The sequence below is a fragment of the Pseudomonas lini genome (assembly GCF_964063345.1).
Lineage (GTDB): Bacteria > Pseudomonadota > Gammaproteobacteria > Pseudomonadales > Pseudomonadaceae > Aquipseudomonas > Aquipseudomonas lini_B.
In genome coordinates this window covers 6,550,994-6,575,559 of sequence record NZ_OZ061318.1, presented here as the reverse complement: position 1 = coordinate 6,575,559, position 24,566 = coordinate 6,550,994, and the positions used below count along the sequence as shown (strand labels likewise).

23 protein-coding genes and 4 pseudogenes are annotated in these 24,566 nt (G+C 56.4%); 13 read left to right on the top strand and 14 right to left on the bottom strand.

The features are described from left to right. Positions 1 to 199 precede the first annotated feature (199 nt). From AB3226_RS29795 to AB3226_RS29780, 4 genes are all read right to left on the bottom strand, one after another. A complete protein-coding gene (locus AB3226_RS29795; RefSeq protein WP_367375724.1) occupies positions 200 to 1,198 on the bottom strand; it encodes an NADP-dependent oxidoreductase in 999 nt (332 codons plus the stop codon). A 79-nt stretch (positions 1,199 to 1,277) separates the two neighbouring features. Continuing rightward, positions 1,278 to 2,147 carry an alpha/beta fold hydrolase gene (locus AB3226_RS29790; protein ID WP_367375723.1) on the bottom strand — a complete coding sequence of 290 codons (870 nt, stop codon included), beginning with the start codon at positions 2,145 to 2,147 and terminating at the stop codon, positions 1,278 to 1,280. Positions 2,148 to 2,250: 103 nt separating this feature from the next. Beyond that, positions 2,251 to 3,039, bottom strand: coding sequence for an SDR family NAD(P)-dependent oxidoreductase (locus AB3226_RS29785; RefSeq protein ID WP_367375722.1), 789 nt, complete (start codon positions 3,037 to 3,039; stop codon positions 2,251 to 2,253). 74 nt (positions 3,040 to 3,113) lie between these two features. Continuing rightward, positions 3,114 to 4,214 (bottom strand): alkene reductase, encoded by a 1,101-nt coding sequence (locus AB3226_RS29780; RefSeq protein WP_367375721.1) that lies wholly within the window; start codon positions 4,212 to 4,214, stop codon positions 3,114 to 3,116. A gap of 167 nt (positions 4,215 to 4,381) precedes the next feature. On the opposite strand from AB3226_RS29780, the gene AB3226_RS29775 reads away from it, so the two are divergent. The 5 genes and pseudogenes from AB3226_RS29775 (at position 4,382) to AB3226_RS29755 (ending at position 7,595) form a co-directional block, all read left to right on the top strand. Then, positions 4,382 to 4,981: a TetR/AcrR family transcriptional regulator gene (locus tag AB3226_RS29775; protein WP_367375720.1), complete on the top strand. Its 600-nt coding sequence runs from the start codon at positions 4,382 to 4,384 to the stop codon at positions 4,979 to 4,981. A gap of 191 nt (positions 4,982 to 5,172) precedes the next feature. Then, complete coding sequence (locus AB3226_RS29770) at positions 5,173 to 5,436, top strand: ParD-like family protein (RefSeq protein ID WP_367375719.1); 264 nt, start codon at positions 5,173 to 5,175, stop codon at positions 5,434 to 5,436. Further along, positions 5,436 to 6,230, top strand: a complete 795-nt coding sequence (gene map, locus AB3226_RS29765; protein WP_367375718.1) for a type I methionyl aminopeptidase — start codon at positions 5,436 to 5,438, stop codon at positions 6,228 to 6,230. The genes AB3226_RS29770 and map overlap by 1 nt, the downstream gene beginning before the upstream one ends. 124 nt (positions 6,231 to 6,354) lie before the next feature. Further along, positions 6,355 to 6,732 (top strand): annotated as a pseudogene (locus tag AB3226_RS29760) (MFS transporter); the annotation flags it as partial. 28 nt (positions 6,733 to 6,760) lie between these two features. Beyond that, positions 6,761 to 7,595, top strand: a pseudogene (locus tag AB3226_RS29755) (amidohydrolase). Positions 7,596 to 7,721: 126 nt separating this feature from the next. Here the strand turns inward: AB3226_RS29755 and AB3226_RS29750 are convergent. The 8 genes from AB3226_RS29750 to AB3226_RS29715 form a co-directional block, all read right to left on the bottom strand. Continuing rightward, complete coding sequence (locus AB3226_RS29750) at positions 7,722 to 8,135, bottom strand: helicase (RefSeq protein ID WP_367375717.1); 414 nt, start codon at positions 8,133 to 8,135, stop codon at positions 7,722 to 7,724. Positions 8,136 to 8,157: 22 nt separating this feature from the next. After that, complete coding sequence (locus tag AB3226_RS29745) at positions 8,158 to 8,850, bottom strand: alpha/beta fold hydrolase (RefSeq protein ID WP_367375716.1); 693 nt, start codon at positions 8,848 to 8,850, stop codon at positions 8,158 to 8,160. Further along, positions 8,847 to 9,002 carry a hypothetical protein gene (locus tag AB3226_RS29740; RefSeq protein WP_367375715.1) on the bottom strand — a complete coding sequence of 52 codons (156 nt, stop codon included), beginning with the start codon at positions 9,000 to 9,002 and terminating at the stop codon, positions 8,847 to 8,849. Before AB3226_RS29740 ends, AB3226_RS29745 begins: the two co-directional genes overlap by 4 nt. A 63-nt stretch (positions 9,003 to 9,065) precedes the next feature. Further along, positions 9,066 to 10,331, bottom strand: a complete 1,266-nt coding sequence (locus tag AB3226_RS29735) for an NADH:flavin oxidoreductase/NADH oxidase family protein (protein WP_367375714.1) — start codon at positions 10,329 to 10,331, stop codon at positions 9,066 to 9,068. Next, positions 10,328 to 11,998 carry a GMC oxidoreductase gene (locus AB3226_RS29730; RefSeq protein WP_367375713.1) on the bottom strand — a complete coding sequence of 557 codons (1,671 nt, stop codon included), beginning with the start codon at positions 11,996 to 11,998 and terminating at the stop codon, positions 10,328 to 10,330. Before AB3226_RS29730 ends, AB3226_RS29735 begins: the two co-directional genes overlap by 4 nt. 198 nt (positions 11,999 to 12,196) lie before the next feature. Then, a complete protein-coding gene (locus AB3226_RS29725) occupies positions 12,197 to 13,663 on the bottom strand; it encodes an outer membrane protein transport protein (RefSeq protein ID WP_367375712.1) in 1,467 nt (488 codons plus the stop codon). Positions 13,664 to 13,925: 262 nt separating this feature from the next. Beyond that, positions 13,926 to 14,585 (bottom strand): winged helix-turn-helix transcriptional regulator, encoded by a 660-nt coding sequence (locus AB3226_RS29720; protein ID WP_367375711.1) that lies wholly within the window; start codon positions 14,583 to 14,585, stop codon positions 13,926 to 13,928. Between the two features lie 289 nt (positions 14,586 to 14,874). Further along, entirely contained in the window at positions 14,875 to 15,723 is an 849-nt protein-coding gene (locus tag AB3226_RS29715; RefSeq protein ID WP_367375710.1) for an SDR family oxidoreductase, read from the bottom strand. Positions 15,724 to 15,919: 196 nt separating this feature from the next. Here AB3226_RS29715 and AB3226_RS29710 point away from each other — a divergent pair, with 196 nt between their 5' ends. The 5 genes and pseudogenes from AB3226_RS29710 (at position 15,920) to AB3226_RS29690 (ending at position 20,975) form a co-directional block, all read left to right on the top strand. Continuing rightward, positions 15,920 to 16,894 (top strand): enoyl-CoA hydratase/isomerase family protein, encoded by a 975-nt coding sequence (locus AB3226_RS29710; RefSeq protein ID WP_367375709.1) that lies wholly within the window; start codon positions 15,920 to 15,922, stop codon positions 16,892 to 16,894. Beyond that, a complete protein-coding gene (locus tag AB3226_RS29705; protein ID WP_367375708.1) occupies positions 16,891 to 17,817 on the top strand; it encodes an alpha/beta hydrolase in 927 nt (308 codons plus the stop codon). The genes AB3226_RS29710 and AB3226_RS29705 overlap by 4 nt, the downstream gene beginning before the upstream one ends. A gap of 39 nt (positions 17,818 to 17,856) precedes the next feature. Next, complete coding sequence (locus AB3226_RS29700) at positions 17,857 to 19,317, top strand: class I adenylate-forming enzyme family protein (protein ID WP_367375707.1); 1,461 nt, start codon at positions 17,857 to 17,859, stop codon at positions 19,315 to 19,317. A gap of 30 nt (positions 19,318 to 19,347) precedes the next feature. After that, positions 19,348 to 19,482 (top strand): annotated as a pseudogene (locus AB3226_RS29695) (hypothetical protein); the annotation flags it as partial. A gap of 62 nt (positions 19,483 to 19,544) precedes the next feature. Further along, positions 19,545 to 20,975 (top strand): GMC oxidoreductase, encoded by a 1,431-nt coding sequence (locus AB3226_RS29690; protein WP_367375706.1) that lies wholly within the window; start codon positions 19,545 to 19,547, stop codon positions 20,973 to 20,975. A 42-nt stretch (positions 20,976 to 21,017) separates the two neighbouring features. Here AB3226_RS29690 and AB3226_RS29685 read toward each other — a convergent pair whose 3' ends face one another. Then, positions 21,018 to 21,701, bottom strand: coding sequence for a TetR/AcrR family transcriptional regulator (locus AB3226_RS29685; RefSeq protein WP_367375705.1), 684 nt, complete (start codon positions 21,699 to 21,701; stop codon positions 21,018 to 21,020). Positions 21,702 to 21,885: 184 nt separating this feature from the next. Between AB3226_RS29685 and AB3226_RS29680 the strand changes: the two genes are divergently transcribed. The 3 genes from AB3226_RS29680 to AB3226_RS29670 all read left to right on the top strand — a co-directional run bounded on the left by AB3226_RS29680 (position 21,886) and on the right by AB3226_RS29670 (position 24,328). Next, entirely contained in the window at positions 21,886 to 22,341 is a 456-nt protein-coding gene (locus tag AB3226_RS29680) for a DUF2147 domain-containing protein (RefSeq protein ID WP_367375704.1), read from the top strand. Positions 22,342 to 22,350: 9 nt separating this feature from the next. Then, positions 22,351 to 23,352, top strand: coding sequence for an NADP-dependent oxidoreductase (locus AB3226_RS29675; protein ID WP_367375883.1), 1,002 nt, complete (start codon positions 22,351 to 22,353; stop codon positions 23,350 to 23,352). A gap of 79 nt (positions 23,353 to 23,431) precedes the next feature. After that, positions 23,432 to 24,328: an alpha/beta fold hydrolase gene (locus AB3226_RS29670; RefSeq protein WP_367375703.1), complete on the top strand. Its 897-nt coding sequence runs from the start codon at positions 23,432 to 23,434 to the stop codon at positions 24,326 to 24,328. Between the two features lie 139 nt (positions 24,329 to 24,467). Here the strand turns inward: AB3226_RS29670 and AB3226_RS29665 are convergent. Next, positions 24,468 to 24,566: pseudogene (locus AB3226_RS29665) on the bottom strand (TetR/AcrR family transcriptional regulator); the annotation flags it as partial.

Sequence of the window (24,566 nt, the reverse complement as noted above, 5' to 3'; positions counted from 1 at the left end):
CCGGCAGGCTGGTCGAGTTACCGACCAGTAAGTCGACGCTGCCCATTTGACCTTGACCTAATTCATGGGTTGGCACGGATTTACGTGTCTTCAAATTCTCGACAGTCATTACCCTATTTTCCTAACCTGCTCGCATACGTCTATCTGCAAACGATATGAACCCTCGTCCCGAGTTCCAGTTATCGAGTGTCAGTTGTAGTCATATGAGCTTGATGATCACCTTACCTTTGGCTCTGCCCCGTTCGACATAGCTCAATGCCTCAGCCGTTGACTCAAACGGGAAGGTTCGGTCGATCACAGGTGTGATAACTCCGGACTCGACAAGCGCAGTGATTTTCTTCAATTGAGCACCGCTCGCACGCATGAATACGAACGCATATCTGACGTCCTTTTTGCGAGCTTTTCTGCGTATGCCGCTGCTCAACAGACGCATTACCCAACCCAGTCCCCAGAACAGCTTTTGCTCCTGTGCGAACTCTGCCGTCGGTGGCCCTGAGATGGAGATAAGCTGGCCACCAGGCTTGAGAATGCTGAGTGATTTTTCCAGCTCGACAGGGCCGAGGCTGTTCAATACGACATCGTAGTCGCGCAAGACGTTTTCGAAGCTTTGCTGCTTGTAGTCGATGACGACGTCCGCCCCTAACGCCTTGACCCAATCCACGTTACTTGTGCTGGTCGTAGTGGCAACGAAAGCCCCCAGATGCTTTGCAAGCTGGATGGCAATTGTGCCGACACCACCGGAACCCGCGTGGATAAAGACTTTTTGCCCCTTTTTCAACTGGGCTGTTTCAACCAGCACCTGCCAGGCGGTCAGCGCAACCAAGGGAAGAGAAGCCGCTTCTTCCATGGTGATATTTTTGGGTTTCAGCGCGAGGGCACTTTGCTCCACCGCAATCAGCTCGGCGAAGGCACCAATGCGCGATTCGGGTGGGCGTGCATAGACTTCGTCACCCGGCTTGAAGTGGTGCACGCCCGACCCCACGCGAACCACGACGCCGGCTAGGTCATTACCCATAATCAAAGGGAATGAATACGGCAGGATCAGCTTGAATTCACCTTTGCTTATCTTCGAATCCAGCACGTTAACGCTACTGGCATGCACGTTAACCAGGACGTCGTTGATTCCAAGTTCAGGTACCGGTACCTCGCCAATACGTCCATGACTCTTGCCGTAACGGTCGATCAAGAAGGCTTTCATGATTCAGTTCTCATGGTTTCAATGGGATGGCAGCATGCACGTAACCTCGCGTGCTGCTGTACGGCGACTGAATAGGTGTTCAGGCATTCAAGAATGCAGTCGCTCTCGTCACGAAATCAGCGTGATACTGGAAGATCCCGCCATGCCCCGCGTCGGGGTAAATGATCAGTTGCGAAAATGGAATACGGTTCGCCAACTCGGCAGAGTTCACAGTGGGAACCATGATGTCGTTATCACCGTTTACGATCAACGTGGGTATCTGGATGCGGCTGAGATCCTGTGGCTGTTGCCGGCCCCAGGAGTGAATCGCCTTCAGCTGCCGCATGAAGGCGCCAGGCGTTGGATTTTTGTCTCGGTCTTTCTCACGCTCCTTCAGGCGATTTAAAAAATCCCTGGCAGCTTTTCGCCCATTGGCCGTAGCGGTGAAGAAGAGGTAAAACTTCGGGTCGCGCACTGTCAGGAGACCCTTGAACATCAACGGCCACGACACAGACCACACCTTGTCGATACCTTGGCCGCCCGCCGGCCCGGTACCGGTCAGAATAAGTTTGCGCACCAGCTCAGGGGCTTTCAGCGCGATGTCCTGTGCCACAAATCCACCTATTGAAAAGCCCAGCAGGTCGACTTTTTCGAATCCCAGAGCGCGGATCACGGCGATGGCATCGTTCGCCATCTCACTGACGGTCAAAGGGGCGGTTCCACCAGATGCGCCGATTCCCCGATAGTCAGTGGCAATGATTCGCCGGGTGCGGGCCAGTCCATCGAGGATGCGTGGGTCGAAGTTATCCAGGACTGCGCCCCAATGATTCAACAGAACGAGCGGCAACCCGTCTCTCGGCCCCAAGTCCCGGTAGGCAAATGCTGTTCCTTCGACAGTCACCCGCTGGTTCGCCGCGCAGACGAACTGCGCTGGCGATCCAAGGTCACGATTTGTGGCTTCAACGATCATGTGCACACCGTGCCCTGATGAGGGGCGGATGAGTGAATGTGAGAAAATCTGCAGCAAGCGCCTTTACATCAAGGAATGCGTATCAGCGCCTGCAGCGTGACAATCACGCCTCGGCTTGATAGCGCTCGGCGACTACAGATTGGCGAATCTCTGAAAGCAAACCTTGGCGGGCAGCCTGCAGAGCATCCCAACGAGCGGCGTCTTGTAACGGCGGAATGGTCACCGGCTCGCGACGATCAAAACCGACCAGCGCAGCATCGACCAGATCGCCCACGTCCATAATTTCGCTCAGGGTATTGATATCGATGCCCGCACGTTCCCAGATTTCCGTGCGGGTGGCCGCTGGCAGAACAGCTTGCACGTAGACGCCTTTGGGCGAGAGCTCAAGGCTCATCCCTTGTGATAGAAACAGCACAAAAGCCTTGGTCGCGCCGTAGACGCTCATCCCGAATTCCGGTGCCAGTCCCACGACCGAGCCAATGTTGATAATCGCGCCATTACCGGCTTGTGCCAGGCGTGGAGCGATTGCGCTGGCGAGTCGTACCAGTGCGGTGGTGTTGAGCGCGACCAGGTTGGCAACGCTGTCTGTGGATTGCTCGATGAAGCTGCCGGATTGGGCGGCTCCCGCATTATTCACAAGGATGCCGATACTGGCGTCATCACGTAGGCGAGCCTCGACCGTGGTCAAATCGCTGATTTGGGTCAAGTCAGCCTGGAGAACATCAATGGTGATGTTGTGTTTCTCACGCAGCCGCGCTGCAAGAGCATCCAGCCGCCCTTTGTCGCGGGCCACCAGTACGAGGTCGTGCCCGCGCTGTGCAAAGCGCTCGGCATAGGTAGCGCCGATGCCAGTGGAGGCGCCGGTAATGAGAACGGTGGTAGGGATGCTCATGAATTGATCCTCAGTTTCGGATATCGATAGGCGAGTCATGCGTGGTGTCCGGAGGACGTGCGCAGACGTGATTTTTAGCCGTGCCGGGTACTGGATTCAGCAAGGGTTGGATAGTCGATATAGCCTTCTGCACCGCCGCCATACAGGGTCGCAGGATCGAATGCCGACAAAGAGGCAGCGGTTTTAAGGCGCTCCACCAAGTCCGGGTTACCTATGAAGGGACGTCCAAAGGCGATCAAGTCAGCCTTGTCATCGTTGATTTGAGAGGTGGCCAAATTCACGTTGTAGCCATTGTTCGCGATGTAGGTGTTTTTGAAGCGTTGGCGCAAAGAACCAAAGTCGAAGGGCGCAATATCGCGAGGCCCGCCAGTCGCGCCTTCGACCACATGGAGGTACACAATGCCCAAGGCATCGAGTTGCTCGACAATGTAGTCAAACTGGGCCTGCGGTTCGCTGCTGGAGACACCATTGGCTGGCGAAACTGGCGATATACGGATGCCTGTGCGTTCTGCTCCGACCTCGTTTACTACCGCCGCCGTCACTTCCAACAGTAGGCGAGCGCGGTTTTCAATCGAGCCACCGTAAGCATCGGTGCGGATGTTGGCACCGTCTTTTACGAACTGATCCAGCAAATAGCCGTTTGCGCCATGGATCTCTACGCCATCGAATCCCGCAGCGATCGCGTTTGCCGCCGCTTGGCGAAAATCATTAACGATCCCAGGAAGCTCGCTGATATCAAGCGCTCGCGGTTCTGAAACGTCCACGAAGCTATTGTTGACGAAGACCTTGGTCGCGGGACGGAGAGCGGAGGGTGCTACCGGAGCGGCACCGTTCTCCTGCAGGTCAACGTGCGATACGCGTCCGACATGCCACAGCTGCAGGAAAATTCGTCCGCCTTTTGCGTGGACGGCATCGGTGACCTTGCGCCAGCCATCAATCTGCGCCTGCGTGTAGATACCGGGCGTATCCTGGTAGCCCTGTCCCTGCTGCGAGATCTGCGAGGCTTCGGAGATCAGCAGGCCTGTAGAGGCTCTCTGGCTGTAATAGGTTGCAGCGAACTCGCTCGGGACGAAGCCTTCTCCCGCACGATTACGCGTCAGCGGAGCCATCACGATTCTGTTGGAAAGTGTCAGCGAGCCGAGCGGGTACGGCTCAAATAACGTCTTATCGTTCATATCGTTTCCATACTCGTTGATTAATGAAGGCGACATGCGCCGTGCCAGGGAAGATTCGCGTTGGCGCATTTATGATGTCGATCACACTCAAAACTGTCAACGCTTTTGATTATGATCGACATCAGAGTATGATGAGGGCATTGCTTTGAGATGCAGAGGCGCAGGAAATGAAAATCACCAAGGCGCAATCGCTCGCCAATAGAGCCCACATCGTTGAGACGGCTTCAGAGTTGTTTCGCGAGCGTGGCTACGATGGCGTGGGGGTGGCTGAACTCATGGCAGCAGCCGGATTTACACAAGGCGGTTTCTACAAGCACTTCGGCTCCAAGGCTGATTTGATGGCTGAAGCGGCAGCGAACAGTCTTTCGCATTCGCTGACCAGTTCCGAGGGTCTCGAAGTTGCTGAGTTCATCGATTTGTATGTGTCGAGGGATCACCGAGACGGCAGGGGCAGCGGTTGCACCATGGCGGCCCTTTGTGGAGACGCTGCGCGTCAATCAGATGAGTTGAAAGCCACCTTTGCCAGCGGGGTAGAAAGCACGCTGGCAGCGCTCGAAGAAAAGTACAAAGCGAGGCAAGACGCGCCGCAGGATGGGGTACGGGCAAAAATGATCGACATACTGGCGCATGCAATCGGTGCGGTCATGTTGTCGCGCGCCTGCCCAAATGATTCTTCTCTGGCTGATGAAATACTCGAGGTTTGCCACGCGGAGATAATTGCGTCATTGCCGTTGTCGCCAGTCAGTGAGCCGCAGGGGAACACATAGATAAACGCTTTCAGTTAAGGCACTAGCTCCTTCTAAATCGCCCCTACTTTCGTAGACATCCGAAGGTCTGCTTCTGGCTTTGGCTACTGATAGTTACTGGCCGCTATCGACCTATTTCTCATGCTGGATTGCGCTGCCGCATTTAAATTGGCTAATATGCGATTCATATACATTTCATATTGGGCAGGCCGATGGGCATCGTAAAAATTTCAGAAGACATGCATGAGCATCTGCGTGTCGCCAGCGCTGCCCTGAGTCGCTCGATCAATGCTCAGGCCGAGCACTGGATGCGAATCGGGATGCTTGCGGAGCTGCATCCTAACCTGGATCACAGCGACATCTGCCGGATGATGATTCGTGCCGAATTGGCTGGCGGCCTCGATTTGAAACAGCTCTGCGTACTCGCAGACAGTCCGCAAAGCGCCCAGGCGCATGCCACATCCAGGGCCGAATAATGAAGACGAATGTCCCTATTCATACCCAGGCAGAAATAGCCCAATCACTTATTGCCGGTACTCTAGCTGCCGAGGTGCTGGCGATGATTGCTCCCCATGTGAAAGCGGGGGTCACCACCGACGAACTGGATCGGCTTTGTCACGATTACATTATCAACGTGCAAAAGGCCATTCCGGGCAATGTCGGCTATCACGGCTTCCCGAAAACCGTGTGTACTTCGGTCAACCAGGTCGTTTGCCATGGCATCCCTTCGGCTACTGCTCTGAAGGATGGCGACATTCTGAATATCGACATTGCGGTGATCAAGGATGGCTGGTATGGCGATACCAGTCGCATGTACTTTGTTGGCGAGCCCAGCGCCCAAGCTCGACGTCTTGTCAAGACGACTTATGAAGCCATGTGCGCTGGCATTCGAGTCGTGCGCCCCGGCGCTACGCTGGGCGATATTGGTCATGCCATTCAGACGGTCGCAGAAAAGGCCGGTTTCAGTGTGGTACGCGAATACTGCGGTCACGGTATCGGCAAGATCTACCACGATGAGCCGCAGATCCTTCATTACGGTTTTCCAGGCCAAGGCCGGAAGCTGGAAGCCGGGATGATTTTCACCATCGAGCCCATGCTGAACTTGGGTAAACGCCACGTGAAAACCCTAGCCGACGGCTGGACAGTGGTGACCAAGGATCAATCCCTGTCTGCTCAGTGGGAGCATATGGTGGCAGTTACTGACGATGGCTTTAAGATTTTGACGCCTTGGCCCGATAGCACCGAAGAATATCCCGACATCGTTCAGTAGCTAACCTGATACATTGACTGGTTGACCCCAAGCTCTTGTCTGAGCCACCAGATAGGATTTCGATCCTCCTACGCCTCATACTCGTTCCCGCTTACGTCTCAGTGGCTCGGGGTTCCCACTGCTCGTGCAGTGTTATGTGTTCCTGCCGCTGACCAACACCCAGATGCTATTTCTCGGGAGGCCGCTCGGTTTCTTCGCTGCCGGCATTCCGGCAAGCCTCGGTGCGCTGTTCAACGAGCTGTGCCCGGCGGACGTCCGCGGCGCGGGTATGGGCTTCTGCTACAACTTCGGCCGCGTGCTCTCGGCGGTGTTCCCGTTCCTGGTGGGCCACATGAGTGATTCCATGTCGCTGGGTTCTGCCATTGGCATCGACGCGGGCATCGCCTACGGCGTTGCGGTAGTTGCCGCCCTTTGTCTGCCGGAAACCGGTGGTCGCAGTCTCGAAACCACGAATACCTCAGTGCCTGTCAGCGTCAACGGCAACGAGCGCGCTCGAGCCTGACAATCATTACTTTCGATAGATGAAACCCATGTCTGAAATTTGTTCTGTGCCGATTACCGGCATCGATTCCCACGCTCATGTGTTCAGCCGCTCGCTGAACCTGGTCACTGCCCGGCGCTATACCCCTGGCTACGACGCCACGCTGAGGGAATATCAAAGCCATCTGCGATGAGTCATCGGGTGTTGGTGCAGCCGAGTTTTCTTGGTGCCGACAACAGTTACTTGTTGGTGGTGTTGCAACAGGCGCCAGCGCAGTTGCGCGGCGTGGTGGTAGTTGAACCAGGCGTCAATCGCGATACGTTGAACGTTATGGCTCGACAGGGCGTGGTCGGCGTGCGCTTGAGCTTGATGGGCAAAGTGTTGCCTGACTTTCGCGATACAGCCCGACGAGATTTTTTCGGCCACATCGCTGAACTGGACTGGCATGTCGAACTGCATCGTGACGTGGACGATGTGCCGACGTTGATTCGTCAACTGATCCCGTTCGGCTTCAAACTCGTCATTGATCACTTCGGTCGTCCGAATGCTCGTTTGGGTGTCGAGCAGCCAGGATTTGCCAAGGTACTGGAACTGGGGCAAAGGCGAGCATGTGGATGAAAGTCTCCGGTATCTATCGGTTGGCAGGAACGCCTCAGCAGAACCACGAATTCGCCGGGGAGGCATTGCCGTTGCTGGAACAGAGCTTCGGTCTTCGCCGGTTGGTGTGGGGCAGCGATTGGCTGCATACGCAACATGAAGAATGCGTCGGTTTTGGTTCGGTGATCGAGCAGCTGCAAGCCCTGGAGCGTTCGGCGCAATTGATGCGTTTGTTGCTAGTCGAAGCGCCTCAAGTGTTATTCGGGTTTGAAGAAAGGGAAGTCTGAAGCTGTCATGTGGAAGCAACCATTGGCCAAGGATTCTTGAGTAGCCGTAGACCAATAAAATCACTGCGAGAAAGTCAGATCTGACAGACATCAATACAAACGGGCGACTGTCAGATCAGGTATGGCTCACAGCATAGAGTCCCTACTGCGTTGAAGGGTAAAAGCGGATGTTTTTTTGGTGGGCTGCAAATATTCAGTTAATCCCTGGAACCACATCACTTCAACAAAGTCACCCCTGATAACCAAGTCTTCTGTACGCAAGCCTGTCAGAAATGCATCTTTACTATCTTTGGCAGACAGAATGGCGAAACCCTTCGCTGCATCTCTAAACGACAGGGTGAATTTTGGTTTTTCAGTCAAGCCGGCAGAGGATTTTATCCTGCCGTTTTTTAGGGTGAAGTAGCGACCCACTCCGTCATGCGTTTGGATTTGAAAGACCAGCTCCTTGCTATTAACGTATTTTGCGCAACCAGGAGTTTTTTTGACTGCCCTTTGTAATAGCTTGGTTAAAGCCCATAACAAGAATTTAAACTTCAGCATGGTAAGCGTGCTCCGCAAGCTATTACTCGTTGAGAAACTCAATGGCGTGTTTCAGAAAACGCTCAGGGCATTGGAATTGAGCGCCGTGGCCAGCATCTGGATACAGGAATAGCTGGGCGTTCGGGATGTTCTGAGCCATGTACCAGGAATTGACCGTTGGAACCATAACGTCATTCATGCCGTTCAGAATGAACGTCGGCTGTTTGATCTCGCGCAGATGTTTGAAAGGATCGTTCGGGTCCAGCTTTGGCAAATAGTACATATTCGCTTCGATCTGGGCCTGTATCACTTCAGGAGAGCTGGGTGGGTCCTGGTCGACACGCTGATGACGGCGCTCCCAGAAATCACGTCCCGCCTGCTGCGCCGCCGCGGATCGACCGAAGAACAGAAACAGAAAGTCTTCCAGGGTCGGAACGGGGCGCGGTGCAGCTTCCAGCACTCCAGGGTCTGAATCCGGATTACCGCCACGAGGTCCGGTGCCGAGCAGCATGAGCTTGCGCACGAGGTCGGGATGGCGTCGTGTCAGGTCCTGAGCTTGAAAACCACCGAGTGAGAAACCTAGAACATCGACCTTGGACAGGCCCAGCGCGCGGATCACCGCAGCAGCATCGTCGGCCATGTGTTCGATCCGTGTCCGCGGTTTTCCGGATGATGAGGCAATCCCGCGACCGTTGTAGAGGATGACCTCGCGCCCCGCAGCCAGGCCATCCGTCATGAGTGGATCCCAATGATCCATACCGCCGCGAAAATGTTGAAGGAAGAACAGGGGGGCTGGGCTGTCGTATTGTTGCCCCAGCGGCGATAGGCAAATTGATCCCCGTCGACTTCCACGAAGCGAGTGGGGGCGGTGAAATGGGTGTCGGTCATTGGCGTCTTCCAGAGTGGCTATTGTGGTGATCGATGCGATTGGATCATTGGTGAGCCTCGGGCTTATGCCCGCGCCCGCATGCGCCGTGTACGGAACGTGCCCCAGCCGCTTTTCATCACTGATTTTGAAAATGCCCACAGCCCACTTTCGTTGGGACGCGGATCACCGCCATTGGCGATTCGTTTGAGCTGCAGCGTGTACCAGAAGATTTCCATGACGCCCATCTGATCGATTTGCTTGATCCCTGTGGTGATCGGCCGTACGCGTTGCGAACTGTCCTGCCCTTGCAGCAGGGCCGCCGGTGCCTCGGGATCAATGGCCAATAACCGCGCGAGACCAATGACATCGAGCGCTCCGCAGCGCAGCGCAGCGTTCATGGCGGCGGCACTGCGAAAACCGCCAGTGACCATCAAAGGCACCTTGATCGAGGCGCGCACCTTTTCAGCAAACTCAAGAAAGTAAGCCTCACGCGCTACGGTGGATGCTTTCTTCGTTTCCTGGAGCCCGCCGCTCATGGCTGGAGACTCGTAGGTGCCCCCCGAAATCTCAATCAGGTCGATGCCTGCTTCGGCAAGTGCATGAATCGTCGCCATCGATTCCTCTTCGGTGAAGCCTCCGCGCTGGAAATCTGCTGAGTTGAGCTTGATGCCGACGGGAAACTCGGCACCGACCTGGTGGCGAATCTCGGCGTAAACAGCCAACACGAAACGCCGACGTTTTTCCGGGCTGCCACCCCATTCATCGGTACGCCGATTATGGTGTGGCGAGAGGAACTGGTTGATCAGATAACCGTGCGCGCCATGGATTTGCACGCCGCTGAAGCCGGCCTCCTTGCAGATGGCCGCACTGCGTCCAAAGCGCCGGATGATGTCTTCGATCTCGGCCGTGGTGGCTTCGCGTGGAGTCTCGAAGAGCGCGGCCATGTCCTCGCGAAAGGGCACGGCCGATGGCGCGAGGTTGCTGGCATTCAAGCCTTTGGTCGACTGCTTTCCGGGGTGATTGAGCTGCACCCAGATCGCCGCTCCCTGCTCGGTTGCCGCACGAGCCCACTGGCGTAGCACAGGCAGGTCCGCTTCATCCTCGATCACCACGTTGCCTGGTTCACCGAGCGCACGCCGGTCGATCATCACATTTCCGGTGATGAGCAAACCAATGCCCGAGGCGGACCAGCGCCGGTACAACTCGACCAGTTTCAACGTCGGGTGATTGTTGTAGGTGCCCAGCGTTTCGCTCATGGATGCCTTGGCGAGGCGATTGCGAAAAGCGCTGCCGTTCGGGAGTTGCAAGGGCTGGCTCAGCAGATTTTCTTCAGGCGAGGCGGCGGTCATGGTGAGTTCTCTATAAGGTCTGATTCAAGATTGAAGGTGTGCAGCGGGATGGCGTTCGATACCCGCGTGTTTTTCACCGGGATGTACGACATGGCATGCTCGGTCAGTGCGGTAATCGTCAGGCTTGGATTAACCCCGAGATTGGCGCTGAGCATCGAGCCGTCGCAAACCAGCAGGTTCTGATAGCCGAAGACCCGGTTCTGTACGTCCATCACGCCGCGCTCCGGCGAGTCCGCCATCGCACAGCCGCCCATGCAGTGGGCCGTGGTCGGGATGTTGAACAAGATCTCGGACAGAAAGGTGGTGGGTATGCCACCGAGCGCTTTTGCGCCCTTTTCGGCAAACGCGTTCGCCTCTGGAATGAAGGTCGGGATGGGGCCGCCTTCGCTGGCGAGCTGTTTCGCGAACGGCCAAAACCAGCGACGCTTGAGCCGCATATCGAGAGACGCGTCCGCTGTCTGCATCACCAGCAGTAACATGGTCTGACGGGCGAAACCTGCGGGGTTGTGCACGAGCAATGCTTGCAGCGGATGTTTGAGCAGCGTCCATAGCCAGGTCAATATTCGCCTCCACCCCGGGCGCCCGCCGCACAGCAAGGTCATCATCAGGCCTATCGCATCCGAGCCTTCCGGGTAGCGCACGACTCCGATATGAGTGTGCTCATCGAGATAGATGCTGCCGCCCCCCGCCAGTCCCGGCGACATGCTCTTGTCCGCTGCTGGAAAGCGTATGCCGATAAGGGATTCGGCATTGGTGCGCACACGTTTTCCGAGGTCGTCGCTGATGCGCGGCAATGACCCGTTTTGCTTGAGCCGGAACAACAATTCCATGGTGCCCAACGACGAGGCGGCGAAGATCACGCCGCGGCAGCGAAAACTGCGGCGCTGTTTGGCGAACCAGGCGGTCGAGCATTCAGTGAGGACCTCATAGCCGTCACTGCCGTCTTCTTTGCCGTTGAGCGGTCGCACGTCTACCACCTTGGTCTCGGCAAAAACCTGGGCGCCACGCTTTTCTGCGAGATAAAGGTAATTCTTGTCGAGTGTGTTCTTGGCGTTGTGTTTGCAACCCATCATGCAGCCACCGCAACCGGTACAGGTCCCGCGCGCCGGGCCTTCACCATTGAAGTAGGGATCCGGGTAGGTCTGGCCGCCTTCTTCACCATCGGGAGCAAAGAAGGTACCAACGCGTGGGAGGTGAAACGTGTGGCCCACACCTTGCAAATCCGCCATTTTCCTGAGGCGCAGATCAGCCTCGCCCATGATCTTGCTCTCTGTCACGCCCAGCATCTTCTCCGCCGTGGCGTAGTACTGCGGCATGATCCGTTTCCAGTCCGCCAGGCCGGCCCAGGAACCCTCATTCCATACGTTATCGCGCGGTGTCAGCAAGGCGTTGGCATAGGTGATGGATCCGCCACCGACAGCGTTGCCGCTGACGATCATCACGTGACGGAACAGGCGCATGTTGTAGAAACCAAACATCTTCAGCCCGGGTCGCCACATCCAGCGCCGCGCGTCCCAGTTGGATTCTGGAAAGTCCTCGGCCGTCCAGCGTCGGCCCATCTCCATTACGCCAACGCGGTAGCCCTTTTCTGTCAGCCGGAAGGCGGACACGCTGCCACCGAATCCGGAGCCGATCACGATGTAGTCGAAATCGAAAGATGGATTCATTGCGTGCCGCTCGGACAAGCGCTGCGTTCAGGCGTGAAAAAACGGGTCATGCTGCGTCTCCTTATTTTTGTAATGGTGCTGCGGACACTGGTGGCAGGAGTGACTCTGTCGGTCTGACTATACCATTCGTATATTTATATCGCTATACGAATAATATAGTATTATCAGTCTGTAGACGTAGTCGCAGGAAGGGACAGGTCAGAAACGGTAGGTTATCTGTGTACCTATAATGTGCGCGCTATTGTCGTATTTTGCGTTGTAGCCGGGCTGTACGCCTGTTGTATTTGCCTGGCTGACGGAGGTGGTCGATTCCCATAGATAGCCGTAAGCCAAATCGATGGTCAGGTCGGTGTCGGGAGAGAAACCTATACCCAACGTCACGGCTTTTCGGTCGCCCACTGGGAGTCGGACGTTTCGATCGGCATTGCGGGCAGGTGATGGATCGTAGGCGAAGCCGCTGCGCAACAGCCATTGCGGGGAAAGCTGGTAAGAGGCCCCAACGGCCATCGACCAGGTGTCATGTAATTTAAAGTCATCTCCGAAGCTGCTGAAACCCAGTTGCTGGCCCAGCGGCGGTACACCACTATTGACCGCTTCGATCCTCTGAACGCGGCTCCATCGGGTCCAGGTCGCGCCCAGGTAGCCAGTCCAGCGCTCGTCAAAGTGATGGGTAAACGATGTGTCCAGCGACTCTGGCAACGTGATGTCTATTTTATTGCTGTATTTGCCATCGAGGCCGAAAGCACTTGGCGAGTTGCTCACCTGCGTATGGCCGTTGACGTGAAAATCAAGTTTTGAATGATAGGTGATGCCCCACGTAGTGGCGTCGTTCAGGTCGACCATCAGGCCGAAATTATAGCCAACGGCGTTATCGTTACCCTTGATAGTGATCTGCGTGTCGGTGCCCCCATTGAGCTGCCCTGTGGCCAAATAGGTTTGCATATCGTTTTCGATACGGTTCAATGTCAGCCCGCCTCCGACAGAGACATGATCATTGATGCGATAAGCAATGGCGGAGTTCAGGGTTTTAACTTGAACCTTGCTATAGGAGCCATGGTAGCGCCCCTGGAACGAACTTTCGTAATCGTTCACAAGGCCATAGAGCGCGTACAAACCCAGGCCGAACGTGAAGCGTTCGTCGATCGGTATGGATAAATAGCCAAAAGGGATTGTCGTCAGGGGTACGGAATCTCCTTTGTTGGTGCCAGGCGCCTCGCCATGAGCGTTTTTAATATCACTATTAACTTTGATCAGCGCGAACCCTCCGCTCACTTCCCTGCGCTTTAGCTTGCTCAGGCCGGCCGGATTTCCGTAGACAGTACTCGCATCCAGAGCAGCGGACGAACGTCCGGCATAAGCTGTTCCGGCGCTGCTGACGCTTTGCTCGTTAATAGATAAACCATTGGCTGAAGATAAAGTTGCCTGCCCACAGATAGCCAATGACAGAGTGGTTTTGAACAACGCTCTGCTTGACCTGAGTATCAGGGTGGACCCTGTCTCAAGATAACGTTTCAAGTGCAGCGCTGATCTCTGGGAAGGACGAAGCGCAGAAAGATGTTGATGGTTCATCTGGCGATACCTGTTGTTGTTGTTGTTGTTGTTGTTGTTGTTGTTGTTGTTGTTGTTGTTGTCGGGATGAAGCAAATCGTGGGCGGCCGTATACATCAACGGTGCCGGCTGGGCTGGAGTGGGAGAGTGTTAATTGGGTCTTGTAGATACGTAGTTGTTTTTAGTTGCAAAACCCTCTCTGGAATACCACGTGCTCAGGCGATCGCCGTATTTATATATTTGAGGGTTGCAAGTTGGGGCCAGACTGAGCTGCGTGCAGTTACAAGGATGCGGGCAGCGCACAGGCAAGAGGTAATGGCGGCTGTCCCCCTCGACTCGCATGACGCGAGAGAAGGGGAAAGGGAGAGGACCGGCAGTCCTAGGGCTTGTATTCGAGTACTTTGCACACTCGTGTGAAGGCTGGCCGATCCCCTTGCAACAGCTTTGCATGACCTTCGCGAAGTGCGCGAGTTGGAGTGATCTGGCGGAGGACTAACGCAATGAAGGTTTCCATGTCGCATTGTATTTTGACGTCGATGGGTTTTTCGCTCGGCCCGGAGCGTGCCAACAGGTTCCCGTTGTTGACTTGAATATGGAACACTTCCGCTCCCACCTGGAACTCGTACAACTCCTGCAAACCGGCGCTCGCTGCCGAATCGTTCGCACCTGTCAGGCACAGGGCTATGAGTTCCGCGCGAGCACTTGACGGATCGATGCGTTCGTCGATCGGCAGGCTCAGCCCCCAGAATCCCAGCGCGATCACCGGCTTGCGCAGTTGCTCGCCCAAGTCCGTCAGCTCGTAAGCGGGCGTGGCGGAAGGTGTGTGCAGGGTGACTTGTTGAATCACGCCGTTGTGCACCAGCATGGCCAGGCGTTCGGACAGCCGGTTTGTACCCATTGCAGGCAGGATCGCGAGCAGATCCTTGAAACGCTTCGGACCTAACAGGAGTTCGCGAATCAAGAGCAGCGTCCAGCGATCTCCGAGTACGTCGAGCGACCGGGCTAAGGGGCAGAGTTGACCGTAGGATTTGTTTGTCATGGCGCATTGTACAAAATTCCGCTCGGTTGAAACACAGTGGAAAGCCGCTGCTGCCTCGATTCGAAGGAATCGGGAGTTGTTCCAGGCCCTTGGACGGTGGCACGCACCTCATCACGCATCGACGCCAAATGGATGGGGAGCATCGTATCTGCACTTACTACCGCTGATCTCGCCGTCGCTTTCATGTAAGGCTCACTGAACAGGTTGAGTCATTGTTATTGATTTCACTATACCGTTCGCTTAGTGATGATGCTATATAAAAAGTATAGTTGTGTCGAAAGCCTATCCGTCATCGCGCAATGCGCTGGACGACCCAGCGGGTCAGAGCCGCAGGCGCGAGACGTGTAGCGAACGACAGGAATCCGGCTTGCATGCCGACTGTCCAGTGGGTCTTGCGGATTCGTCGCTTTGACGTCGCGCAAGCCCACACGGTCGATGCGACGTCGTGCGACGTAAGCCGGATACCCAGCGATCTGGCGCTGGGGATATGACTGAAGTCATCAGCCATTGCGGTCTTCACGAAGCTCGGCCAGATATCGCTCACGCGAATGCCGAACTTTCCCCATTCGAGGTCGAGTCCTTCGGTGAATCCGCGCACGGCGAACTTTGTCGCCGAGTAGGTTGCAAGTTCGGGCTGGCCGTAGATGGCGGTGGCGGAGGCCATATTGATGACATGAGAGCAGGGCGTGCCTCGCAGGTACCGGAAGGCGCTGTGACAGCCGGTGATCATCCCCTGGACGTTCACGTCGAGCATTGCCTGGTGTCTGGTCAACGGTACGGCTTCAAATTGCCCGGCAGCGAGAATCCCGGCGTTATTGAGCAACACGTCAAGCCGCTGGCCGCTGTGTGCCCAGAAATCCACAAGCGCTCGCCTCCATGCTTCGGGATCGCTCACATCGAGCGCACCGCAGACGGCGTTGCCCTCTCCCAGGGTCGCGGCGACCGCAGCGACACCCTCTGAATCGATATCGTATAGCCCCACGAACCAACCGCGCCGCGCAAACAACTCAGCGCAGGCGCGACCGATTCCCGAAGCCGCGCCTGTGACGAAGATGGCGGGTCTCCATTTAGGAAGAAGGGATTGAGTCGGATTTGTGGCTGTTTGATTGCTCTGTACCACAGTGATGTGCGGTTTCATTTCAGAGGTTCCCTTCAGGAGCTGAGCATTCAGGTTTTGTGTACCGGTCAGTGCATATTGCGAGAGTAATATAACGGTGTTATGTTTTGCAATAACAGTGTTATCCATTTCTTCGGCTGATCTGATGACTGGCCAGGAGGTGGAAATACTGATGGGAGCGCTTGCTCTCTACATTTGTCACCGGAGGATCCAAGAGATGACGAAGATGCATGCACCGCCCGAGTACCTTGATATGGAGTCCCGTGGCTCTGTGTTGATTGCGCGGCTGGATGGAGGTCCACACGGGCTGATGGGGTTGGACATGGCCAATGAGCTTGCGGCGCTATTGGACAAGCTGGAGTCCGATACCGCGGTAAAAGCGGTGGTGCTCACCGGAACTCATCCTGAGCGTTTCATCGGTCATGCAGACGTGCGTTGGCTGCAGGAGGGTGGAAAGAGTATCCCGTCGGTCGGGCGCGGTATTGCCTCGGCGATCGCTCGAACCGCCAAGTCCGTTCGCGGTATTGCGCCATTGGCGGCAGCTGCGTCCCTGACACCGCTGGATGGCGGGATGCAACTCGACAAGCTGCACGACACTTTTTTACGGATGAACCGCAGTGGCGTCATTTTCGTCGCCGCGCTGAATGGATCTGCGCTGGGGCTTGGCAGCGAGCTCGCGCTAGCGTGTGACGTCCGCCTGATGGCGGATGGCGATTTCTTCATCGGGCAGCCCGAGGTGCTGCTTGGAATCCTTCCTGGTGGCGGAGGCACTCAGCGATTACCACGACTGGTCGGCGCCCATCGCGCGCTGATGCTGATGCTTGAAGGTCGGCCGGTGTCGCCACAGAAGGCGCTCGAAATAGGATACATCGACGAAGTGGTTACTCCAGATGCGCTGCTTGATCGCGCCATCGAGCTGGCCGGGTATCTGGGTTCCCGACCCAAAGGGGCGATTGAGGCCGTCAAGCGAGCCGTGTACTTCGGCGGGTCAGCCACCCTCGACGAGGGGCTGCATAGGGAGCGTACCGAATTCATCAGGATCTCGCCGACCGAGACGGCGCAATCGCTCATGGTCGAATACCTTGAGCGCACCGATCGGGACGGCAACGCGCCGTTCTACAACCCGGCCATTTTCGAGCAAACCCTTGAGCAAGGCTCTTTGCCCCTGCAAAACGGGGGAGGGAGCAAATGAATCAAATGTCACCGCTTACCTACCCATTCACTCGCCAGGATGTTCGCTTTGACTCGGGCGAAACCTATTGTTCGGCCTGGCTCTACCTGCCGGTTGGGGTAGAGAAACCGCCGATTGTAGTGCTCGGACACGGACTGGGTGCGGTTCGCGAGATGCGCCTCGATGCCTTTTCCGAGCGATTCGCTGCTGCGGGAATCGCTACATTGGCCTTCACCTACCGTTATTTCGGAGACAGCGGTGGTCGGCCCAGACAGTTGATGTCTGTGAAGCGGCAACTGGCTGACTGGGATGCAGCGCTGGACTTCGTCAGGGGGTGCGCGGAGGTCGATGGGCGCCGGGCTGCCGTATGGGGAAGCTCGTTTGGGGGAGGGCATGCGATTACCGTGGCCAGCCGGCATCCGGAGTTACTGGCCGCCATCAGTCAGTGCCCTTTTACCGATGGTCTGGCTTCAACTGCCGCACTGGGTGTGAAGGGATCGCTGCAGGTAATGCCGGTGCTCCTGCGTGATTTTGCAGCCTGGCTACTGGGGCGCCCGCCCGTGATGGTGCCAATCGCTGCCGTTCCCGGTCAGCCAGCCTTGATGAATGCCCATGATGCCCTGCCGGGTTATCTGGCCCTGGTACCGAAGGGCATGGTGTTCGTCAATCACGTCGCCGCACGGGTGCTTCCGGAAATCATGGCTTATCGACCCGGACGCTCCGCCTCCAGGGTGAAGATGCCCATCCTGTTTTGCGTCAGCACCACTGACACCGTCACGCCACCGGAACAGACGATCGCCCTGGTGCGCAAGGCGCCGCATGGAGAAACCAGACTCTACGCGGCGGGGCATTTCGAGTTCTACATGGGCGACGCGTTCGAAGAGCTGGTGAAGGATCAGACTCAATTTCTGACGAAACATCTACTCGGCTCTTCAGCCAATTGACTCAAGCGTTTACGTCACTTTTCAGAGAGAACAACAATAATGTGCTTTTCCAGACTTTCAGATGTGCGCGCGGCGACAGAGCCTGATGCTCTGTGCATCGCTGATGACAACAGCAACCTGACGAACCGGCAGTTCCATTCCAGAGTCCTCTCGGCAGCGGGAGTATTCGCTGACAAGGGGGTGGGCGTTGGGGACGTCGTTGCGATCATGTTGCCCAACCAGGTGGAGTTTGTGGTGGCGATGTTCGCCGCCTGGCGTCTGGGGGCGGCGGTCACGCCTATGAATCCGGCGCTCACCAATAAGGAAGCTGCTCATCAATTGGTTGATTCGGGGGCGAAGCTGCTCGTCAATATCAGTGGCGAAACTGTGATCCCAAGTGTGCAATCCCTGGCAGTGGCCGATCTGGAAGCAGGGGCACCCTACACCGGTATGCCGATTGCAGAGCTTGCCGCACTAGCTCTGCTGATCTACACCAGTGGCACTACCGGCCTGCCGAAGGGCGTGATGCTCGATCACGCCAATATCGAAGCCATGTCGCAAATGGGACGAAACTCACTCAAGGTCACGGCAGCAGACCACTGTTTATCGATACTTCCACTCTTTCACGTAAACGGCATTGTGGTGAGCACGCTCATCCCGCTATCAAGCGGTGGTCGGGTTTCGATCCGCAAGCGTTTCAATGTCGACACGTTTTTTGAGGATGTCGAGTGGCTTCGACCCACGTACTTCTCTGCAGTGCCAACCATCTACGCAATGCTCAACGCGTTACCTCGTGAGGTAAAACCTTATACCTCCAGTCTTCGGTATGGCATCTGCGGCGCGGCGCCTGCATCGGCGCAACTGCTGAAAAATTTTGAAGCTCGCTTCGGTTTTCCGCTGCTTGAGGGATATGGCCTGTCCGAAGGCACGTGCGCTTCGACCATCAACCCCTTCGACGGCCTGCGCAAGGTCGGTACGGTCGGGCTGCCCTTCATCGGGCAACGCATTGTAATCGCCGATCCGAGCGGTGTGCATTTGCCCCAGGGCGCCACTGGCGAGGTGCTGGTTCAAGGTCCTAACGTCATGCGCGGTTATCTTGGCAAGCCCGAGGAAACGGTGAAGACCATTGTCGATGGCTGGCTGCACACCGGCGACATTGGCCGGATCGACGAAGACGGTTATCTGGCCATCGTCGGGCGCCTTAAAGAGATGATCATTCGCGGCGGCGAGAACATCTATCCGAAGGAGATCGAGGATGTGTTGTGCGAATTCCCGGGGGTTCTTGAAGCCGCAGTGATTGGTGTCCCTCACGAGACCTTCGGCGAAATCGTTGTGGCCTACGTCGCGTTTCGTACGGGATTCGCCGGTACCCAGGAGGGCTTGAACGAGCACTGCACTGACCGGCTGACGCGTTATAAAAGACCTTCCACGATCAACATCATCGACAGCCTGCCAAAGAATGCCGTGGGCAAGGTCGACAAGCTGAAGCTGCGCAAGATGTGGACCGAATGTGTCGATTGACAGGTCGTTACCTGATGGACTTTAGGCGAAATGCAACCGGCACGTAGAAGGGGACACATCATGAAAAACGCAGACTTCGACTGGCTGGTGATCGGATCGGGATTTGGCGGCAGCGTCTCGGCGCTGCGCCTCGTGGAGAAAGGCTATCGCGTCGGGGTACTCGAACGCGGCCGTCGCTATCGCGACGAAGACCTTCCCAAGTCGGCCTGGCAGTTCAACAAGTATCTGTGGGCACCCGCATTGGGTTTGAAGGGCATCATGCGCATGTCGCTGTTTCGTCATGTCTTTTTCCCAGCCAGTCGGGTGTCGGTGGCGGCAGCACCGTGTATGGCGGTGTGTTGTACCGCGCCAAGCCAGCGTTCTTCGACAACGTGCAGTGGCGCGAGCTCGGTCACTGGGACAGGCTATTGCAGCCTCACTACGATACGGCCGAGCGCATGCTTGGGGTAAAGACGGTGCCATTCGACTCGACGAACCAGCAACTGGCCCGGGAGATGGCGCAACACTTCGCAACCGAAGACACATTCACTCGAGCACCCACCGGAGTGTTCTTTGGCGAACCGGGCAAAACCGTCAAGGACCCCTATTTCGGTGGGGAAGGGCCTGACCGTACCGGGTGTATACGTTGCGGCGCCTGTATGGTGGGATGCCGCGTCGGTGCCGTGAACTCGCTGGTGAAAAACTACCTGTGGTTCGCCGAGAAACGCGGCGTGCAGATATTGGCAGAGCGCGAGGTCGTTGATGTGAGCCCGCTCGGGGCCGCCGATGGTAGTGAAGGCTATCGTGTGACCACCCGGCGCCCCGGTGCCTGGTTCTTCCGTGATCGTCAGACGTATACCGCTCGCGGAGTGATCTTCGCCGGCGGGGCTCTCGGTACCAACGAATTATTGGCCAACTGCAAACACGGCGGCTCGTTGCCCCGGGTCAGCGATCGTCTTGGCGAACTGGTGCGCACCAACAGCGAATCGGTTCTGAATGTGCGTCTGCCCGAGGACCGCAAGACCTGGAACGATGTCACCGCCAGCAGCAGTGTGCACGTCGATCAGGATACCCACATCGAGTTTCTCACCTATGGTCGCAACGCGGACTTCCTGAGCTTGCTTTGCACGCTGTTGGTCGGGAAGGGTAACCGCGTGACGCGGCCGTTGAAGTGGCTGGGGAATATCGTGTTGCACCCGGTGCGATGGCTCAAGTCAATGTGGCCAAGGGGCTGGAGCCGGCACATGGTGATGCTGCTGGTGATGCAGACATTGGACAATGCGATTGCACTGCGTCCCAGGAAGCGTTGGCTGGGCCGCGGCTATCGTCTCGTCACCGAGCAGAACCGCAAAAAGCCAAATCCGACGTATATCGAGATGGGTAATCAGGCCGCTCAGTGGCTGGCCAGGCACACCGGCGGTATTGCCCAGAGCAACGTACTGGAAGCGCTGGGCAACATTCCGACAACAGCCCATGTGCTGGGAGGCGCCGTGATCGGCGCCGATGCCCAACGCGGTGTGATTGATCAGAACCTGCACGTTTTTGGTTACCAGAACATGTTGGTCTGTGACGGCGCTGCGATGCCTGCAAATCCCGGGGTTAATCCTGCGCTGACCATCACGGCACTTGCCGAGTACGCCATGGCGCAGATTCCACAGGCTCCTGCGTATTTGAACTGAAATATTGTTCGCACCGCGTGACTGCATGGTTGCGCGGTTTTTTCATGGTTCCAGGGCAGTTGCCGACCCGGCAATCACGCCTGCAGTGGAAGATTCAACTTTTTCGCGCTTCGCTCCCAAGCCGACGACAATGTTGTTACACGTCGCTACCAGGATCTGCGCAGCAGGATTTTCCATGCCTGAGAAGTGGCCGGCGAGTTCGAGCATGATGAATCCATGCGCGGCACTCCACAGCTGTGGCGCGATGAGAGCAGGATCGATTTTGCGAACGCATTTGGCATCGACCAGGCGAGCGCAAGCGTTGATCAGAATCGCGTATGTCGCCTTGAAGGCTTCCGATTGCCCATTTGCAATCGATGTCATGGTACCTCGCGAGGGGCTATATCTGCCGTCAATCGAAAGACCGAACATCAAGTCGTACAGATGGGGATTGCTTCGTGCAAGGTCTCGGCAAGCCAGGAGCATCGCACATAAGTCGGCTATGGGATCCTCCGTGATAGGCACACGCTTGAAGACTGCAGCCAACCGCTTGAATCCCTCGTCAGCGACCGCTTGTAGAAGTTCCGGCACTCCGCCGAAGTGTGTGTAAACCCCCATGGTCGACAGACCGGCTTCGCTCGCGACCGAACGGGCCTTGACTTCGGACGGGCCGCTGGTGGCGAGCACACGGATGGTTGCCTCGACGAGGCGGGTGGGGGCATTAGGGAGTGAGTTATCAGTGGTCATGTTGCAATACTGCCATAACGGCGTTATGTTTATCAAATAACATCGTTATGCGGCTGGCGCGCTCAGAAAGCGATCTGAACACAGCGAGCGCCATCCGATAGCCGTGAGCCGCATGGCCGATTTCATACTCTGAAAATGGTATCAAGCCGACAAGAAAATTCGCTCAATCATGAGGATTCAGACAATGCGTACGTTCAAAGCAGGTGTCTTCGGACTCACCCTGGCAGCAGCAGTCATGTCATCGGCACTGTGGGCAGACGATAATTCGCCCGTTGGTCTGTGGCAAAACATCGACGACGTCAGTGGCAAGCCGAGGGCATTGATTCGAATCACCGAGTCCGATGGCACTCTGAATGGCGTTATCGAAAAAGCGTTTCCCGCCCCGAGCGAAGACCAGAATCCGAAGTGCGGCAAATGTGAAGGCGTGAACAAGAATGCGTTGATTGTAGGCCTGACCATTCTCACCGGTTTGCGCAAGGACGGCGAAGAATACACCGATGGCGAAATCCTCGATCCTGATAACGGCAAGGTCTATAGCAGTAATGTCCACCTGACCGACAACGGTAAAAAACTCAGCGTGCGCGGCTACATTGGCACGCCGCTGCTGGGGCGTTCACAGACCTGGGTACGCCAGGAGTAAGGAAGTATGATGAAAGCATTCATTATCGAACGCTATGGAAAAAAAGTTGCATTACGGGTGACCGAAATTCCAGAACCTGAATTGGGCAAGGATGACGTTTTAGTCCAGATTCATGCGGCGGGTGTGAACCCTCTGGATTTAAAAATCAGGGACGGTGAGTTCAAAATGATTTTGCCTTATCGCATGCCGCTTATTCTGGGCAATGATTTGGCCGGGGTCGTCGTGCGGGTTGGCTCACAAGTGCAGCAATTCAAGCCGGGCGACGAGGTCTATGCGCGGCCAGATGACGATCGAATCGGTGCATTTGCTGAATTCATTGCGATCAATCAAGGCTCGCTGGCGATCAAGCCGAAAGGTCTCACAATGGAAGAAGCGGCTTCGATCCCCCTGGTTGGCTTGACGGCCTGGCAGGCGCTGGTCGAAAAAGCGAACCTGAAGAAAGGTCAAAAGGTGCTTATCCATGCGGGCTCCGGTGGCGTGGGAACATTGGCCATTCAGCTGGCCAAGCACCTGGGGGCGACTGTCGCGACGACCACGAGCACGGCGAATGTCGAGTGGGTGAAGTGCCTTGGTGCAGATATCGTGATCGATTACCGCAAAGACGATTTCGAAAAGGTCCTGCACGATTACGATGTGGTCTTGAACAGCCTGGGCACGGATACACTTGAGAAATCGTTGCGCATACTCAAGCCTGGTGGAAAGCTCATCTCGATCTCTGGACCACCGGATGCTGATTTTGCGAAAAACGCTGGATTGTCCGGATTCCTGAAACTGGTCATGGGCCTGTTGAGTTACGGGATCAGGAAAAAAGCTAAACGCCGTGGCGTCAGCTATTCATTCCTTTACATGAAAGCCAGCGGTGACCAGTTGCGTAAGCTTACTGCGCTCATCGATTCCGGTGTCATACGCCCGGTGGTGGACCGGGTTTTTCCATTCGAATCGACTCCGGATGCCTTGGCCTATGTTGAAACCGGTCGGGCAAAAGGCAAGGTCATCATCAGGGTTAAATAACGCCGATGCCCTTAATGGGAAGGTCTTGATACCTATCACCAAACAACTTTTCGAGGCTCTCACACCTATAGGCGACCCCATGTTCGAGAACTTCGAAACGCACCAAATTGCTGTAGGCGATGTGGAAATTGCCTGTGTTGCAGCGGGTAAAGGCGACCCCATCCTGATGCTCCACGGTTTTCCGCAGACCATGGCGCTCTGGGCACGTATCGCACCTGAGCTGGTCGCGCGTGGCTATCGGGTTGTCTGTGCTGATTTGCGTGGGTATGGGGCATCGGATAAGCCGCCGCTTCAAGCGGATCTGTCAAATTACGGATTTCGCGCCATGGCCGCGGATCAGGTCGGACTGATGCGTGTGCTCGGACATGAACGGTTCCATCTTGTGGGACACGACCGTGGCGCGCGCACTGCATACAGGATCACACTGGATCATCCAGACGTGGTGGCGAGCGTCACGCTGATGGACATCGTTCCTACGGCTGTGATGCTGACAGATCTGCGCAAGGACATAGCCCACAGTTACTGGCATTGGTTTTTTCTTTCTCAGCCCGCACCCTTTCCGGAGCGCATGATTGCGGCGGATCCCGATTTCTTTTTCGAGAGCTGCCTTTTCGGCTGGGGTGCCGCAGGGCCGGAGGATTTTGATGCTGACCAACTGGCGGCGTATCGGAAAGCCTGGCGTGATCCGGCAACGATCGCTGGGTTTTGCAACGACTATCGCGCCGCACTCACTGTGGATCTGGCAGACGACATGTCCGATTCCGGACGACGCATCACCGCGCCCGCGCTGATCCTCTACGGCGCCTCAGGTGCAATGGCCAAACACTATGATTTACCCGCCACTTGGGTGGATCGCTGCACGATGATGGAGGCTTCTGCGATAGTGGGCGGACATTTTTTTGCTGATTCCCGGCCGGACGAGGTCATTGAGCGAGTCGCCGCATTTTTGGCAAGCCATCCCTTGCAATCTTGCTGAAAACCTCCCGTGCATCGATGTCGATGTCTGCCACGCCCTGTTGATAGCGGATAACGCTCTGCGACGCCGGCTGCGAATGGCTCCACGCTATGGGCACGCAGCCACTTCTCGGGATTACCGCTGAGACAACGACTACGGTCTGCGACGGTGACAGTGTCGCGAGAGTTTTTTCGCGGCAGACCTCTAGAATCTCATCCCCCAGCGGGGAATCATCCAGACAAACCCGCGACAACGCGAC